This is a genomic window from Streptomyces sp. NPDC088147 (genome assembly GCF_044741565.1).
GTDB lineage: Bacteria > Actinomycetota > Actinomycetes > Streptomycetales > Streptomycetaceae > Streptomyces.
Genome location: NZ_JBIUSY010000005.1, coordinates 429,361 through 444,763, shown reverse-complemented (window position 1 = coordinate 444,763; position 15,403 = coordinate 429,361). Strand labels below are relative to the sequence as shown.

At 70.1% G+C, this 15,403-nt stretch carries 14 protein-coding genes and 2 pseudogenes; 10 read left to right on the top strand and 6 right to left on the bottom strand.

The genetic code is table 11. The features are described 5' to 3' along the window. The first annotated feature begins 117 nt into the window (after positions 1–117). A complete protein-coding gene (locus ACIOGX_RS19945; protein ID WP_383962470.1) occupies positions 118–1,572 on the top strand; it encodes an NCS2 family permease in 1,455 nt (484 codons plus the stop codon). A gap of 102 nt (positions 1,573–1,674) precedes the next feature. Here the strand turns inward: ACIOGX_RS19945 and ACIOGX_RS19940 are convergent, their stop codons facing one another. Beyond that, the gene (locus ACIOGX_RS19940) at positions 1,675–1,857 is read right to left on the bottom strand and encodes a ribbon-helix-helix protein, CopG family (protein ID WP_326611748.1); all 183 of its coding nucleotides are present in this window, start codon (positions 1,855–1,857) and stop codon (positions 1,675–1,677) included. A 165-nt stretch (positions 1,858–2,022) separates the two neighbouring features. Between ACIOGX_RS19940 and ACIOGX_RS19935 the strand changes: the two genes are divergently transcribed. The 3 genes from ACIOGX_RS19935 to thpR all read left to right on the top strand — a co-directional run bounded on the left by ACIOGX_RS19935 (position 2,023) and on the right by thpR (position 4,854). Continuing rightward, positions 2,023–2,463: a MarR family winged helix-turn-helix transcriptional regulator gene (locus ACIOGX_RS19935; RefSeq protein ID WP_030351310.1), complete on the top strand. Its 441-nt coding sequence runs from the start codon at positions 2,023–2,025 to the stop codon at positions 2,461–2,463. 326 nt (positions 2,464–2,789) lie between these two features. Next, positions 2,790–4,115, top strand: a complete 1,326-nt coding sequence (locus ACIOGX_RS19930; protein WP_356515191.1) for an MFS transporter — start codon at positions 2,790–2,792, stop codon at positions 4,113–4,115. Positions 4,116–4,236: 121 nt separating this feature from the next. Beyond that, positions 4,237–4,854, top strand: a complete 618-nt coding sequence (gene thpR / locus ACIOGX_RS19925; protein WP_401915123.1) for an RNA 2',3'-cyclic phosphodiesterase — start codon at positions 4,237–4,239, stop codon at positions 4,852–4,854. A 256-nt stretch (positions 4,855–5,110) separates the two neighbouring features. Here thpR and ACIOGX_RS19920 read toward each other — a convergent pair whose 3' ends face one another. From ACIOGX_RS19920 to ACIOGX_RS19905, 4 genes and pseudogenes are all read right to left on the bottom strand, one after another. Then, positions 5,111–6,106, bottom strand: a complete 996-nt coding sequence (locus ACIOGX_RS19920) for an aldo/keto reductase (RefSeq protein ID WP_129767054.1) — start codon at positions 6,104–6,106, stop codon at positions 5,111–5,113. A 143-nt stretch (positions 6,107–6,249) separates the two neighbouring features. Further along, entirely contained in the window at positions 6,250–7,263 is a 1,014-nt protein-coding gene (pip, locus tag ACIOGX_RS19915; protein ID WP_401914800.1) for a prolyl aminopeptidase, read from the bottom strand. A 170-nt stretch (positions 7,264–7,433) separates the two neighbouring features. After that, on the bottom strand, positions 7,434–7,889 hold the full coding sequence (locus tag ACIOGX_RS19910; protein ID WP_401914798.1) for a carotenoid oxygenase family protein: 456 nt from the start codon (positions 7,887–7,889) through the stop codon (positions 7,434–7,436). Positions 7,890–8,040: 151 nt separating this feature from the next. Further along, positions 8,041–8,934: pseudogene (locus tag ACIOGX_RS19905) on the bottom strand (carotenoid oxygenase family protein); the annotation flags it as partial. A 296-nt stretch (positions 8,935–9,230) separates the two neighbouring features. On the opposite strand from ACIOGX_RS19905, the pseudogene ACIOGX_RS19900 reads away from it, so the two are divergent. From ACIOGX_RS19900 to ACIOGX_RS19885, 4 genes and pseudogenes are all read left to right on the top strand, one after another. Continuing rightward, positions 9,231–9,326 (top strand): annotated as a pseudogene (locus tag ACIOGX_RS19900) (carboxymuconolactone decarboxylase family protein); the annotation flags it as partial. A 178-nt stretch (positions 9,327–9,504) separates the two neighbouring features. Then, the gene (locus tag ACIOGX_RS19895; RefSeq protein ID WP_356515067.1) at positions 9,505–10,080 is read left to right on the top strand and encodes an XRE family transcriptional regulator; all 576 of its coding nucleotides are present in this window, start codon (positions 9,505–9,507) and stop codon (positions 10,078–10,080) included. Positions 10,081–10,098: 18 nt separating this feature from the next. Continuing rightward, positions 10,099–11,160 (top strand): threonine aldolase family protein, encoded by a 1,062-nt coding sequence (locus ACIOGX_RS19890; RefSeq protein ID WP_401914795.1) that lies wholly within the window; start codon positions 10,099–10,101, stop codon positions 11,158–11,160. Between the two features lie 48 nt (positions 11,161–11,208). Beyond that, positions 11,209–12,291 (top strand): WD40 repeat domain-containing protein, encoded by a 1,083-nt coding sequence (locus tag ACIOGX_RS19885; protein WP_401914793.1) that lies wholly within the window; start codon positions 11,209–11,211, stop codon positions 12,289–12,291. Between the two features lie 165 nt (positions 12,292–12,456). Here the strand turns inward: ACIOGX_RS19885 and ACIOGX_RS19880 are convergent, their stop codons facing one another. Continuing rightward, the gene (locus ACIOGX_RS19880) at positions 12,457–13,320 is read right to left on the bottom strand and encodes a TetR/AcrR family transcriptional regulator (RefSeq protein ID WP_356515073.1); all 864 of its coding nucleotides are present in this window, start codon (positions 13,318–13,320) and stop codon (positions 12,457–12,459) included. Positions 13,321–13,395: 75 nt separating this feature from the next. Here ACIOGX_RS19880 and ACIOGX_RS19875 point away from each other — a divergent pair, with 75 nt between their 5' ends. Next, on the top strand, positions 13,396–14,469 hold the full coding sequence (locus ACIOGX_RS19875) for an ATP-binding cassette domain-containing protein (RefSeq protein ID WP_356515075.1): 1,074 nt from the start codon (positions 13,396–13,398) through the stop codon (positions 14,467–14,469). Then, positions 14,466–15,305: an ABC transporter permease gene (locus tag ACIOGX_RS19870; RefSeq protein WP_401914789.1), complete on the top strand. Its 840-nt coding sequence runs from the start codon at positions 14,466–14,468 to the stop codon at positions 15,303–15,305. Before ACIOGX_RS19875 ends, ACIOGX_RS19870 begins: the two co-directional genes overlap by 4 nt. The last annotated feature ends 98 nt before the right edge of the window (positions 15,306–15,403 follow it).

The following is a 15,403-nucleotide window of genomic DNA, read 5'->3' as shown; positions in this document are numbered from 1 at the left end:
GTCTCGTTGTTCTTCCCCGCTCAGCTGTCCCGCCTGTCCCGCCTGTCCCGCCTGTCCCGCACGTCCCGCACGTCCTTTGTCCTGCACGTCCTTCTCGTACGACGACTGAGGTTCCGCATGCCCCCCTCGGCCACCGCTCCGGTTGGTTCCGATGCCCAGCCGCCGACCCCCGGGCAGCCGTCCGGCGGGCTGGACCGGTTCTTCAAGATCTCGGAGCGTGGCTCCACGGTCGGCCGCGAGGTACGCGGCGGCTTCGCCACCTTCTTTGCGATGGCGTACATCATCGTGCTGAACCCGATCATTCTCGGCAGCGCGAAGGACATGTACGGGCATCAGCTCGACAACGGCCAGCTGGTCACCGCGACCGTACTGACCGCCGCCTTCTCCACGCTGCTGATGGGGGTCATCGGCAATGTGCCGATCGCCCTGGCGGCCGGCCTGGGCATCAACACCGTCGTCGCCCTCCAGCTCGCCCCCAGGATGAGCTGGCCGGACGCGATGGGCATGGTCGTACTCGCGGGTCTCGTGGTGATGCTGCTGGTGGCGACCGGTCTGCGGGAGCGCGTGATGAGCGCCGTACCGCTCGGGCTGCGCAAGGGCATCGCGATCGGTATCGGCCTGTTCATCATGCTGATCGGGCTGGTCGACTCCGGCTTCGTGTCGCGTATCCCGGACATCGCCCAGACCACCGTGCCGCTCCAGCTCGGCTCCAACGGGCATCTGTACGGCTGGCCGGTGCTGGTCTTCGTCATCGGGGTGCTGCTCACGCTCGCGCTGATCATCCGCAAGGTGCCGGGCGCGATCCTGATCTCCATCGTCGCGATGACGGTCCTGGCGATGATCATCGACGCGGTCGTGAAGGTGCCGAGCTGGGGACTGACGACCCCGAAGTGGCCGGGGAATCCGGTCTCGACCCCGGACTTCAGCCTGATCGGGGACTTCAGTCTGTTCGGCGGCTTCGAGAAGGCCGGCATCCTGACCGGCGTGCTGTTCGTCTTCACCGTGCTGCTGTCGTCCTTCTTCGACGCGATGGGCACGATCCTCGGCGTCGGTGACGAGGCCAAGCTGATGGACAAGCGGGGGAACCTGCCCGGAATCAACAAGGTCCTCTTCGTCGACGGCATCGCGGTGGCGGCCGGCGGCGCGTCCTCGGCCTCGGCGAACACCTGCTTCGTGGAGTCCACGGCCGGTGTCGGCGAGGGTGCGAGGACGGGGCTGGCCTCCATCGTCTCGGGTCTGCTCTTCACGGTGGCGCTGTTCCTCACACCACTGGCGACGATGGTCCCGTCCCAGGCGGCGACGCCCGCTCTGGTGGCGGTCGGCTTCCTGATCCTGGCCGGTTCGGTACGGGACATCGACTGGAGCGACTTCACCATCGCCGTTCCGGCCTTCCTGGCGATGGTGATGATGCCGTTCACGTACTCGATCACCAACGGCATCGGCATCGGCTTCATCAGCTTCAGCGTGCTGCGGCTGGCGGCCGGGCGGGGGCGCGAGGTGCCGGTGGCGATGTATCTCGTCTCGGCGGTCTTCGTCTTCTACTACGCGATGCCGGCGCTCGGTCTGACGTAGCGGCCGGGGCCGGGGCGGCCCGGGGTGGGCGGGCCGGGGCGAGGCGCAGGGGCAGGGGCAGGGGCAGGCCCGGAGCCGGGCCCGGGGTCCGCGGGGGCCGCCTCACTTCACTCCGTAGAACTTTTCCGTCTCCTCGACGGCCGACTTGAAGCGTTCGTCGAAGTCATCGCGAATGAGCGTCCGGACCACATAGTCCTGGACGCTCATTCCGCGTATGGCGGCATGCCGCCGGAGCCGGTCGAGCAGCTCACCGTCGATCCGCAGGCTGAGCACTGTCGATCCCATACGCACCAGGGTCGGGCCCGTACGCGCCCCGGTGTGTCACTTTCCGCAGCGCTCTCACTCGTTTGGGTGATCCTTCGCATGATCTTCGCGGTCGCTATGGGGCATGTCGTGAGGCGTGTGTAGCCGGGTGGTATTTAGGTTGGGTAATGAGTTACGCTAACAAACATGCCTGACCTGCTCCACGGCGACGAGAACGAAGCCGCCGTGAACTCCCTTCGCTCCGCCGTCATGCGGCTGGGCCGGCGTCTGAAGCACCAACGTGTGGACGAGTCGCTGAGTCCCACCGAGATGTCGGTACTGGGCACCCTCGCCCGCTGCGGTTCCGCGACCCCGGGCGAGCTGGCGCGCAAGGAGCATGTCCAGCCGCCGTCGATGACCCGCATCGTGGCGCTGCTGGAGGCGAAGGGTCTCGTCAGGCTCGAGCCGCACCCCGACGACCGTCGGCAGAAGGTGGTCAGCCAGACAGAGCGGGCCGAGGCGATGCTCGAAGAGAGCCGTCGCAAACGCAATGTCTGGCTGGCGTCCCTCGCTGAAGGCCTGGACGATGACGAGTGGGCGAAGCTGCGCGCTGCCGCCCCCGTACTGGAGAAGCTCGCCCACTTGTAATCCGCGCGCCGTAAGGAGGCGAACCCACTTTGAGTACGGGATCCGGAGCAGACTCCGCCCCCGCACCGACATCCGCCCACGACCTCACCACCTCGGACAGAGCCAACAAGGCTTCGGAGAAGACGACTTCGGAGCGTGCGACGCGGGACGGCTGTCCGCGGGACAGCGGCACACCCGCCGGCGCGACAGCCGACAGCGGCACACCCGTCAGCGGCACACCCGACAGCGGGATAGCCATACCTGACAGCGACATCTCCGACAGCGGCATATCCGACGGTGCGATACCCGACGGTGCGATACCCGACCGTGAGATACCTGACGGTGAGATACCTGACGGTGAGATATCCGACGGCGCGGCCGTCGAGCGCACGACCGGCGGCGGGACGTTCTCGTCGCTGAAGATCCGCAACTACCGGCTGTTCGCGACGGGCGCCGTCGTCTCCAACATCGGTACGTGGATGTCCCGGATCACCCAGGACTGGCTGGTCCTCAGCCTGACCGGCTCATCGGCGGCCGTCGGCATCACGACGGCCCTCCAGTTCCTGCCGATGCTGCTCTTCGGCCTCTACGGCGGCGTCATCGCCGACCGCTACCCGAAGCGTCAGATCCTGCTCTTCACGCAGGGCGCGATGGGCCTGTGCGGTCTCGCGCTCGCCGTCCTGACGCTCTCCGGACATGTCCAGGTCTGGCACGTCTATCTGATCGCCTTCCTGCTCGGCATGGTGACGGTCGTCGACAACCCGAGCCGCCAGTCCTTCGTCTCCGAGATGGTCGGTCCGGGCCAGCTGCGCAACGCGGTCAGCCTCAACTCGGCCAACTTCCAGTCCGCCCGGCTCATCGGCCCCGCCGTCGCGGGCGTCCTGATCACCACGGTCGGCAGCGGCTGGGCGTTCATGCTCAACGGACTGTCCTTCATCGCCCCCCTCACCGGCCTGCTGCTGATGCGCCAGCACGAGCTGCACAAGTCCGTCCGCGTACCGCGCGGAAAGGGCCAGCTCAGGGAGGGACTGAACTATGTGCGGGGCCGCCCCGAGCTGATCTGGCCGATCGTCCTCGTCGGCTTCATCGGCACCTTCGGCTTCAACTTCCCGATCTGGCTGACGGCCTTCGCGCACGAGGTCTACGACGGCGGCGCCGGGCTGTACTCCTTCTTCAACATCCTGATGGCCGCCGGTTCCCTGGCGGGCGCCCTGCTCGCCGCCCGGCGCGGCACCAGCCGACTGCGGCTGCTCGTCCTCGCGGCGATGGCCTTCGGCGTGCTGGAGATCGTGGTGTCCTTCTCGCCGTGGGTCTGGCTGTTCTCGCTGCTGCTCCTGCCCATCGGCATGCTGGGCCTGACGACCAACATCAGCGCCAACACGAGCGTCCAGATGGCGTCCGACCCCGAGATGCGGGGCCGCGTGATGAGCCTCTACATGATGGTCTTCGTCGGCGGCACCCCCATCGGCGGCCCGCTCCTCGGCTGGGTCACCGACACGTACGGCGCCCGCGTCGGCTTCGCCACGGGCGGCCTGGTCTCGCTGCTCGCGGCGGCGACGATCGGCCTGATCCTGACCCGGGTGGTGGGAGTACGGCTGAAGGTCGGCCTGCGCGACGGACGGCCGCATGTGGCGTTCGTACCGAAGAAGGAGGAGCTGGCGACGGCGGCGTGAGGCGACGGCGGTCCGTATCGATCAGTACGTCGATACGCACGGTGACCGGGTTACGTACGGTGTCGGACGGCTGGGAGACTCGGCTGAGACTCGGCTTCATGAGCAGGTGAGGTTCATGACCATGAGACTGTTCGCCGCCGTACTGCCGCCCGCCGAAGCCGTCGAGGAACTGGACCGTGCCGTGGACCGGCTTCGGCGTCTGCCCGGCGCCGACGGCCTGCGGTGGACCGGCCGCGACGGCTGGCACTTCACGCTCGCCTTCATGGGGGAGGTCGAGGACCGGCTGCTTCCCGATCTGACCGAGCGCCTGGAGCGGGCCGCGCGGCGTACGGAGCCGTTTCCGTTCCGTATTCAAGGGGGCGGGCACTTCGGCGGGCGGGCCCTGTGGGCCGGGGCCGCCGGGGGGATCGGCGACATGCGCCTCCTCGCGGAGCGCGCCGGTGCGGCGGCGCGGCGGGCCGGGGTGCCGATGGAGGAGCACCACCACTACCAGGCACATCTGACGCTCGCGCGCAGCCGTGGTGGCGGCCGTGGCGGTACGGACGTGGACCTGGACCTGGATCTGGACCTGCGGCTGTACGCGGAGGCCCTGAGCGGGTTCGAGGGCACGCCGTGGGAGGTGGCCGAGCTGGTGCTCGTCCACAGCCGGCTGCCGGTGAGCGGGGTGCCGCGGGAGCAGCCGCGGTACGAGGCGGTCGCACGCATGCCGCTCGGCCGGGGGCGTCCGGGTAACGGGTAACGGGTAACCCGGGCGTCGGTGCCGTCACCCCCGGCCGTTAACCTCGTCGTGTGGACCCCAAAACCCGTAACCGCATCATGGCGGGCGTGCTTGTGCTGATGTTCGCGATCATCGCTGTGGCGGCCGCGGTCGGTTAGGTCCTGTCCGGCCGGACAGGACCGGTCACCGGCCCCGGCCGCGCTCAGCTACATCACTCAGCCGCGACCTTCGCGGGCGGCTGCCTGGCGTCACTACACGGCGTCACTACCAGGAGTCACTACCAGGCGAAGGCCTCCGGCGACGGGCCAGGACCCGGGAAGATCTCGTCCAGCGCGGACAGGACCTCCTCCGACAGCTCCAGCTCGACCGCGCGCCGGGCCGACTCCAGCTGCTCCAGCGTCCGCGGGCCGACGATCGGGCCCGTCACCCCGGGCCGGGTGAGCAGCCAGGCCAGCGCCGCCTCGCCGGGGTCGATGCCGTGCTTGTCGAGCAGGTCCTCGTACGACTGGACCTGCGCCCGGATCGTCGTATTGGCGAGCCCGCTGCCCGAACGGCCCTGGGTCGTACGGGATCCGCCGCCCTCGCGCTCCTTGCGGATCGCGCCGCCCAGCAGACCGCCGCTCAGCGGCGACCAGGGGATGACCCCGAGGCCGTACTCCTGCGCGGCCGGGATGACCTCCATCTCGGCGCGGCGCTCGGCCAGGTTGTACAGGCACTGCTCGCTGACCAGACCGTACGACCCGAGCCTGCGGGCCGTCTCATTGGTCTGGGCGATCTTCCAGCCGGGGAAGTTGGAGGAACCCGCGTAAAGGATCTTGCCCTGCTGGATCAGGGTGTCGATGGCCTGCCAGATCTCCTCGACCGGGGTGTCGCGGTCGATGTGGTGGAACTGGTAGAGATCGATGTGGTCGGTCTGGAGCCGCTTGAGGCTGGCGTCGACGGCGCGGCGGATATTGAGGGCGGAGAGCTTGTCGTGGTTGGGCCACGCGGGGCCGTCGCCGCCCATGTTCCCGTAGACCTTGGTGGCGAGGACGACCTTGTCGCGGCGGTCGCCGCCCTTGGCGAACCAGGTGCCGAGGATCTCCTCGGTACGGCCCTTGTTGTCGCCCCAGCCGTAGACATTGGCAGTGTCGAAGAAATTGATGCCCGCGTCGAGCGCGGCGTCCATGATCGTGTGACTGTCGGCCTCGTTGGTGAGCGGGCCGAAGTTCATCGTCCCGAGGACGAGTCGGCTTACCTTGAGTCCGGTGCGTCCGAGCTGCGTGTACTTCATGACTCCACAGCCAACGCGTTCGAGCGCACTCGAAGCAACCCCTGCTGGGCCTTGTGGCCGCCTCGGGCCCGTGTCAGTCCGTCTCAGTCCATCTCGGTCCGTGTCAGTCCGCCTCGGTCCGTCTCGGCCTGTCTCTGCTTGTCTCAGCCTGTCCCGGTCCGTCTCGGTTCGTCTCCGTTCGCGAACGCGTCGAGGGCCGACCGTACTTCGCGACGCTCCGCCGCGCTGCCCTTGTGTCCCGCGTCCTCGATGACGACCAGCCGGGCGTCCGGCCAGACGTGTGCCAGCTCCCATGCCGTGCCGAGGGGCGCGCCCAGATCGAAGCGGCCGTGCACCAGCACGCCGGGGATCCCCGCCAGCCGCCCCGCGTCGCGCAGCAGCGCGCCCTCGTCGAGCCAGGCGCCGTGCGAGAAGTAGTGCGCGCAGATGCGTACGACGGCCCGCCGGGCGGCGGGTTCCCGGTCGCCGTACGGATGGGCCGAGCCGTGCGGCTCCATGGAGAGCACGGCGTCCTCCCAGGCACACCAGTCGGCCGTGGCCCGCTCCCGTACGGCGGGGTCGGGGTGCTCCGTCAGCCGGGCGTAGGCGGCGAGGAGATCGGCGGTGCGTTCGCCGCGCTCGGCCTCCGGGACGCCCGCGCGGAAGCGGTCCCACTGCTCGGGGAAGATCTGCCCGGCACCCCCGTACAGCCAGTCGATCTCCGACCGCCGGGTCGTGGTGACCCCGGAGATGACGATCTCGGAGACGCGCTCCGGATGCCGCTCGGCGTACGCGAGGATCAGCGTCGAGCCCCAGGAGCCGCCGAACAGCAGCCAGCGGTCGATCCCCAGCTGGATCCGCAACCGCTCCATGTCGGCGATGAGATGGTCGGTGGTGTTGTGGCGCAGGTCGACGGCAGGGTCGCTCGCGTGCGGGGTGCTGCGTCCGCAGTTGCGCTGGTCGAACAGGACGGTGCGGTAGCGCTCGGGGTCGAACAACCGCCCGGAATGCGGGCCGGTTCCCGATCCGGGGCCGCCGTGGACGACGAGCGCGGGCTTGCCCCGCGGATTGCCGCGGACTTCCCAGTGGACGAGGTTGCCGTCGCCGACGTCGAGCATGCCGTGGTCGTAGGGGGTGGTGGGCGGGTAGAGCGGGTCCGGTGACGGGGTCTGGGGCACGGGGCGGGCTCCATGGGTGCGGCGCGCGACGCGCGGGGCGTTGGGTCGGTGTGTTTCGGTTCGCTTCGGTGAGGACGGCGCCGACCTTACCGACGAGCCCTGGCCACCTGATCGGTGAGGCGCTGGACCGCCGCCCGATCACACCGTTACGCGGTGGCGCCGTCACTCGGTCACGCGTCGGGGATCCAACTGCCGTGGAAGCCGAGGGGTACCCGCCCCGGCAGATGGATACGGGCGACCGGCTCTCCCGTGAAGTCCTGGGAGGCGAGGACGACCAGATCGGCCGCCCCGCGCTCGGGGTTGTGCACATAGGCGAGCGCGTAGCCGTCGTCCTCGGTGCGGGTGCTCTCGGCGGCGCCGGTCTCCGGCCGCGACGGTACGAACACGGCCTCGCTCGCCGCCGCGTCCCGGGGGAAGCGGTGCACCTCGGTGGTGCCGCGGAACAGATCGTGCTTGATCAGGGCGTTGCCGAAGGCGCGGTCCGGCGGGACGCCGTCCGCCGTCAGGTACGCCTGCCACATCGCCCCGGCCGTGGCGGAGTACGCGTAGCGATGCCGCCGGGACACCAACGCCTCGTTGACGCGCGGGAATTCCTGCGGACGGTCGTCGAGACGCCGCGTACGCACACGGCCGTGCGCGAGATCGATGGTCCAGCGGTCGAGGGACGGGGTTCCGAGCGCCGTGGGGCCCCCCGGAGCCCCGGCCGGCCGCGAAGAAGGGCGCCGGCATGGTGGTGAGATCCACGACCACGGATGAGCCCTCGTCGTACGCGTTGAGGGTGTGCGAGTAGAAGGCGGACGGCACCTCGAACCAGCGGATCCGGCCACCGGCCCGTGGCATCACCCCGACGCGTGCCGGATGCCGGTCGTTCCAGACGTACGGGACGGCGCCGCCGGCCCCGGCCGCCACGGGGTCGAAGGTGACCGGCATGTCGAAGACGACCACGTACTTCTCGGTCAGGGCGAAGTCATGCATCATCGGGCTGTCGGCCACCGGGATCTTCGTGGTCCGTACGACCCGGCCGGTGCGGTCCACGACGAGATGCCGGACGTGGTCCCACGTCGGGTAGTACGTGATGGCGTGCAACTCGTCGGCCCGCGCGTCGAACTTGGTGTGCGCGGTGAACGCGCCGCTCAGCGTTCCGCCGAAGTCGTGCGTGCCGACGGTGTTCAGCTCGTCGTCGAGTTCGTACGGCAGCGGCCCGCTCTCCTGCACCGCCAGAACGCGCCCCTTGTACGGGATCACATGGGTGTTGGTCGCGAAGTCGTCCTCCGGAACCGGACCGTCGTACGGCTCGCCCAGCTTGCGGGCCACGGCGGCCGACCGTATCCAGCGGTTGCGGTACCACTCGGCGCGGCCGTTCCGTAGGCGTACGCCGTGAACCATCCCGTCGCCGAGCATCCAGTGGTGCGCCAGGGGGTCCTCAAGGCCGAGGGCGTTGGGGCCGTTGCGCAGGTAGCGGCCGTTGAGCTCGCGGGGGATGCGGCCGGTGACGGGGAGATCGAAGGCGGTGAGCTCGTCCGTCACCGGAGCGAAGGGGCCTTCGAGGAAGGGGCGGGTGGGGGAGGGGGTGCGTACCGAGGAAGGGGCGGCGGTCGCCCGTGCGCCGAGAGGCGCCCCGTTGTGGAGGCCGAAGAACCCTCCGGCGGCGGCCACCGCCGCGCCGCGCATGAGGTTCCGCCGAGTCTGGTCGGGCATGGTCGATTCCCCGTCGTGTGGTTGTGGCCGCTGGTGCGCGGAGTGACAACCAGAAGTCTCCGGGGGAGCGCGATCCAGGTCAGGAGGGCTGAGTACCGGATGGCGGTGTTGCTGGGCCCCGGGCGGGGGCGGGGTGGTAGGTGGGGGATCGCTTTCGACTACCGGTCAGGACCGAGGGGTAGTCGGGGTGGGGCGGCCCCCACCCGCCATGACGAGATCCGGGTGACCCCGACTACCCCTCGGCGTGAACCCGTACGCATCCCCGCGCCCTCGGCATCGGCGCGTACACGCTGTCGACCCTGGCCAATCGGCTCACCCGGGCACCGGTCGACCCTCAGCTCGGGGTGGAGTCCGGGGGCGCGTAGGTCCCGGTGGGCGTGACCTGGGTCGAGAGTGTTCGGTGTTCAGCGTTCGGTGTAACGAACGCCCGGTTCGTTATAGTGGGGTTGTTCGGTATAGTGAACGCATGGTTCACTCGATCGACGTCCCTCGGGTAGACGCACGGGCCGGCGTCCACCTCGATGACACGCGCAGGAGCCGCTGATGACGCCCCCGTCGTCCGGCCGTCGGCCGGTGAGCAGCACCGCGGCAGCGGTCGGCGCGAAGATCCGCCTGCGCCGCCAGCAGCGCGGCATGAGCGCCGCGGAGATGGCCCGGCGCGCCGGGCTGAGCAAGGCCACGCTGTCGCAGCTGGAGGCCGGCAACGGCAATCCGACGATCGACACCCTGGACGCGATCGCGATCGCCCTGCGCATCCCGATCGCCGACCTGCTGGCGCGTGACGCGGACACCGGCCCCGTCTTCCGGCCGGGTACGGACATCGAGCCCGGCGAGGTCTCCCGGGAGCTGCTGCGCCGTATCAGCAGCGGCAACAGCCTGGAGATCTGGCGGCTGCGCATTCCGCCCGAGACAGAGCTGCCCGGCGTCCCGCATGCCACCGGCACGATCGAGCACCTGCTCATCGCCACCGGGCATGTCACCGCCGGCCCCGTCGACGCCCCACAGGAACTGGGACCCGGAGACATGCTCGCCTTCGCCGGGGACGCCCCGCACTTCTACCGGACCGGTGCCGAGGAAGTGGACATCACCGTCGTCTTCGCCTCCCCCATCAGCACCTGAGACCAAGGAAGACCACTCATGAGCGCCACCCTCGCCATCACCCCCTCCAGCCGTGCCTTCAGCAGCGACAACATGGCCGGGGCGTCCCCGCAGATAGTCCAGGCCGTCGCCGACGCGGCGGCCGGGCAGGTCCTGCCGTACGGCAACGACCCCTTCACCGAGAGCGCCCGCCGCAGGCTGAGCGAGATCTTCGAACGGGACGTCGATGTCTTCCCGGTCTCCACCGGGTCCGCCGCGAACGGTCTGAGCCTGGCCGCTCTCACCCCGCCGTGGGGCAGCGTGCTCTCCCACCCCGACAGCCACATCAACCACGACGAATGCGGCGCTCCGGAGTTCTTCACCAGCGGCGCCAAACTCGTCGGTGTCCCGGGTCCCGACAGCAAGATCGCCCCCGAGGCGTTGCAGCTGGTGGTGCGCCGCCGGGCCGGTGACGTGCACAGCGTGCAGCCGTCCGTGGTGAGCATCAGCCAGGCCACCGAGAGCGGCAGCGTCTACAGCCTGGAGGAGATCCGCCGCCTGTCCGCCATCGCCAAGGACGCGGGGCTGCGCGTCCACATGGACGGGGCGCGCTTCGCCAACGCCCTGGACCATCTCGGCGCCACCCCGGCCGAGATGACCTGGAAGGCCGGCATCGACGTGCTGTCCTTCGGCGCCACCAAGAACGGCGCGATGACCGCCGACGCCATCGTCTCGTTCGACCCCGCACTCGCCACCCAGCTCGCCTTCCGCGCCAAGCGCGCCGGTCAGCTCGCCTCCAAGATGCGCTTCCACACGGCCCAGATCGACGCGTACCTCACCGACGGCCTGTGGCTGCGCAACGCCCGCCAGGCCAACGCGATGGCCACCCGCCTCGGCGACGGCCTCAAGGCCATCCCCGGCGCCGGCCTTCTGGCCACGCCGCAGGCCAACATCCTGTTCTGCCGCCTGCCCCAGCAGGTCACCGAAGGACTTCTCGCCGAGGGCTACGCCTTCTACCACGACCGCTGGGAGCCGGGGATCGTCCGGTTCGTCACCGCCTTCTCCCACAGCGCGGACGACATCGACCAGCTCCTCGACGCGGTGCGCGGCCACACTCGCTGACCGGCCATCCGGACCGGCCGGTGTGTGCGGGGATGGCAGTCTTGGTGGATGCGTTCGCTTCCGTGCCACCCCGGCCCGCGCGTTTCCGGTGCCGCCACCGCCACCGCCGGTGCCCTCGCCGCCGTACTGCTCACGACGGCCTCGGCGGTGGTGCTCGCGCCCGCCGCCACCCCCGCCGCGGCGGCCGACGGGGCACCCGACCAGAGCTTCACGATCAAGGACTCGAGGATCACCGAGTCCAGCGGTCTGGCCGCCAGCCGGGCCCATCCCGGTGTCTACTGGACACATAACGACAGTGGCTATGGGCCCCAGATCTATGCCGTGGACTCCAGGACCGGTGAGACGGTCGCGACGCTCACCCTCGAAGGCGTGGGCAAGCCCCGGGATGTAGAGGCCATCTCCATGGGTCCCGATGGGAATGTGTATGTCGGCGATATCGGCGACAACCTGAATGGCACCTGGGACCACGTGTGGATCTACCGCTTTCCCGAGCCCGAACAGCTCAAGGACGCGACGGTGCGCGCCACGCAGTTCACCGTGAAGTACGCCGACGGGCCGCGTGACGCCGAGTCGATGATGGTCGACCCCAAGACCGGGCGGGTCTATATCGCCTCGAAGAACGAGAACGGCGGCGGCCTGTACGAGGGCCCGGCCCAGCTGACCTCGTCCGGGACGAACACCTTCCGGCGGATCGACGACGTGCCCTGGGTGACGGACGGGGCGTTCTCGCCGGACGGTAAGGAGTTGGTGCTGCGCTCGTACTTCAGCGCGCGTGCCTACGCGTGGCAGAACGGCCGGCTGGGTAAGGAGCGCTCGGTCAGCGCGCCGTTCCAGCGGCAGGCCGAGTCGGTGACCTACACGGCGGACGGCAAGGCGCTGATGTTCGGCACCGAGGGCAAGGGGAGCGGGGTGGTGCGGGTGGAGCTGGAGAAGGACACCGGCGGCCCGGCCTCCGGCGGCAACTCGTCCTCCGGCGGCGGGAGTTCCGCGTCGGGCGGGGGAGGGGACGGGGGTACCGCCGACGGCGCGGGCGACGGCGGGAAGCAGGGGAATGCCACCCTCGGCGCGATCATCGTCATCGGTGGGGCAGCGCTGGTCTTCGCCTTCAAGCGCATGCGCCGGAAGGGCTGAGGCGGAGCGCCGGCGTTCTGCGTAGGCCCACCGTCCCGCCTCGGCCACCGTTCCGCCTCGGCTGCCGTTCCGCGTCGGCTGCCGTCTCACGTAGGCCGGCCGTCCCGCGTCGGGCGCCGTCTCACGTCGGCCGGCTCCGGCCTCGGCCAGCCGTCCGGGTGCGCGTCAACGCGCCTCGCCCGGCCCCGCCTTGCCCTGCTGCGCCTTGCCCCGCTCCGTCGTACCCCCCTCTGCCGCGCGTCGTTCGACCAGCACCTCCAAACCGTCCAGGATCCGCTGGAGCCCGAACGCGAAGTGGTCGAATTCGGGGGCGAACGCCTCCTCGGACATGGCGGCCATGACCGGATACACCCCGCTGGTCATGGCCTTCGACAGGACGGGCTCCTGCGCCTGCCAGAACTCCTGGTCGGTGATGCCCGACTTCTTCTCCGCCTCGACGGCGTGGACGTGCGTGCGGGCGACGCCGGAGACATAGCCCTCGACCATGATGATCACTGAGATCAGCTCCGGGTCGGTCAGCCCCATGCCCTTGATGGCGGCGAGCTTCCTCTCCAGCCCGCTGACCGAGTTCGGGCCGAGGACCGGCCTGGCCTGGTTCACGGAGAGCAGCCACGGGTGGCGCTGATGGAGCGCGAGCACGTCGTGCGCCATCGCCTCGGCGGCGGCGCGCCAGCCGGTGCCGGTGCCGGGGGCGGAACCGGGGGCGGAGTGGGAGTCGGCGTCGGCGTCGGGGCTTTCGGCCGGCGCGGCCGTCTCGCCCTGTACCTGGTTCAGCATCAGGTCGATCAGCTCGGCCTTGCCCGGCACGTACCGGTAGAGCGACATGGTGCCCGTGCCCAGCTCGGTGGAGAGCCGGCGCATCGAGACCGCGTCCAGCCCCTCGGCGTCGGCGAGCGCGACGGCGGTCGTCACTATCCGGTCGAGCGTGAGGCCGGGTTTGGGGCCGCGGCTGGGGCGTTCGCCCGAGCCCCAGAGGAGTTCGAGACTGCGCGTGACGTTGCCGCTGCCGGTCGATTCCGTCGATGTCATGGGCTCAGCGTAATCCCCTGGAAAGAAAATGGGTACGGTGTACTCTGCTATGGGTACGCTGTACTCAGTTGATCGATGGCTTGCCTTGGAGGGGCTGTGAGCGACCATGCGGTGTTGGCGGAGGCGATCCAGAAGAGGTACGGGGAGCGGGGAGGGAAGTGCGCGCTCGACGGCTTCGACCTCGCCGTGCGCAGAGGCACCGTGCACGGACTGCTCGGGCCCAATGGCGCGGGCAAGACCACCGCGGTCCGTGTTCTGGCGACCCTGCTGCGGTTCGACGGCGGGCGGGCGGAGGTGGCGGGCGTCGATGTGGCGCGTGATCCCCGGCGGGTGCGGAGCAGGGTCGGCCTCGCGGGGCAGTACGCGGCGGTCGACGAGATCCTGACGGGCCGGCAGAACCTGGAGATGTTCGGCCGTCTCTTCCATCTGGGCGGGCGGCGGGCGGCGTTGCGCGCAGGTGAGCTGCTGGAGCAGTTCGATCTGGTGGAGGCGGGCGGCAAGGGCGTCGGCGAGTACAGCGGTGGGATGAGGCGCCGTTTGGACCTGGCCGCGTCGATGATCCTCGCCCCGCAGGTCCTCTTCCTCGACGAGCCGACGACGGGTCTCGACCCGCGCGGTCGCGGTGAGGTCTGGGACGCGGTGCGGGCACTGGTGGCGGGCGGTACGACCGTACTGCTCACCACGCAGTATCTGGACGAGGCGGACAAGCTCGCCTCGCGTGTGACGGTCATCGACCAGGGGCGGGCGATCGCGGACGACAGCCCGGCGGAGCTGAAGAACACCGTGGGCGGTGACCGGATCGAGGTCGTGGTGGCGGAGCCCGCGGACATACCGGCGGCGGTCGAGGCGGTGGCGCGAGTGGCCGACGCGGCGGTGGAGACGGACGACGCGGCGCGCCGGGTGCACGCGGCGGTGAGCGACCGGGTGGCCGCGCTGACGGAGGTGGCGCGCGCACTCCAGGACCGGGGGACGGCGGTGGAGGACATCGGGCTGCGCAGGCCGAGCCTCGACGATGTGTTCCTCCGGCTGACCGGACGCCGTACGGGCGCCGACGCGGATGCCGGTACAGGCGGGGGCGCGGACAGGGACCCGGACAGGGGCCCGGACGGGGACGTGGCCACGGGTGTGAAGGAGGGGATGGCGGCATGAGCGTCGCGCTGGATCTGGAGACCGGGAGCGACTACGGAAGCCGCCATGGCCGTGCGTACTGGGCGGTGGCCGACTGCTGGAACGTCGTACGGCGAGGGCTGACGCACTACCAGCGTCAGCCGGTCTACATCCTCTGGCAGCTGGGCTTCCCGATCGTCTCCGTGCTGCTGTACGGGTATGTGTTCGGCAGCGCCATGACGGTGCCGGGCGGGGGCGACTACCGGGAGTTCCTGATGCCCGGGATGTTCGCGATGACGATGGCCTTCGGCTTCATGAACACGGCGGTGGCGGTGGTCACCGACAGCACGAAGGGGGTCATCGACCGCTTCCGGTCGATGCCGATGGCGCCGTCGGCGGTGGTCACGGGCCGGGGGGTCGGCGATCTGCTCACGGCGGTCGCGGAGCTGCTGATCCTGGCCGTGACGGCGTACGCGATCGGCTGGCGGTGGGACAGCGGGTTCCTGGGTGCGCTCGGGGCCTTCGGACTGCTGCTGCTCCTGCGCTTCGCGCTGATATGGGTGGGGGTATGGCTGGGACTGCTGGTGCCCGGCCCGGAAGCGGCAGGGAACCTCTTCGTGGTCGCCTTCCCGCTCACGATGATCTCCAGCATCTTCGTGGCGCCCTCGCTGATGCCGGACTGGCTGGGCACCGTGGCCGCGTGGAACCCGGTGTCCTCGACGGTGACGGCGACGCGGGAGCTGTTCGGCAATCCGGTGGCGAGCGGCGGCAGCTGGCCCGAGGAGCACGCCCTGCTGCTGTCGGTGGCCTGGCCGGTGGCGCTGACGGCGGTGTTCGTACCCCTGGCGGTACGGAGGTTCCAGCGGCTGAGCAGATGACGTGGAGGGTCCGGCGGCTGAGCAGATGACGCGCAGGGGTCAGGCGGCCGAGCGGATGAGATGAGGCCCGGGGGCGCATGCGACGGGCCCCGGCGCGG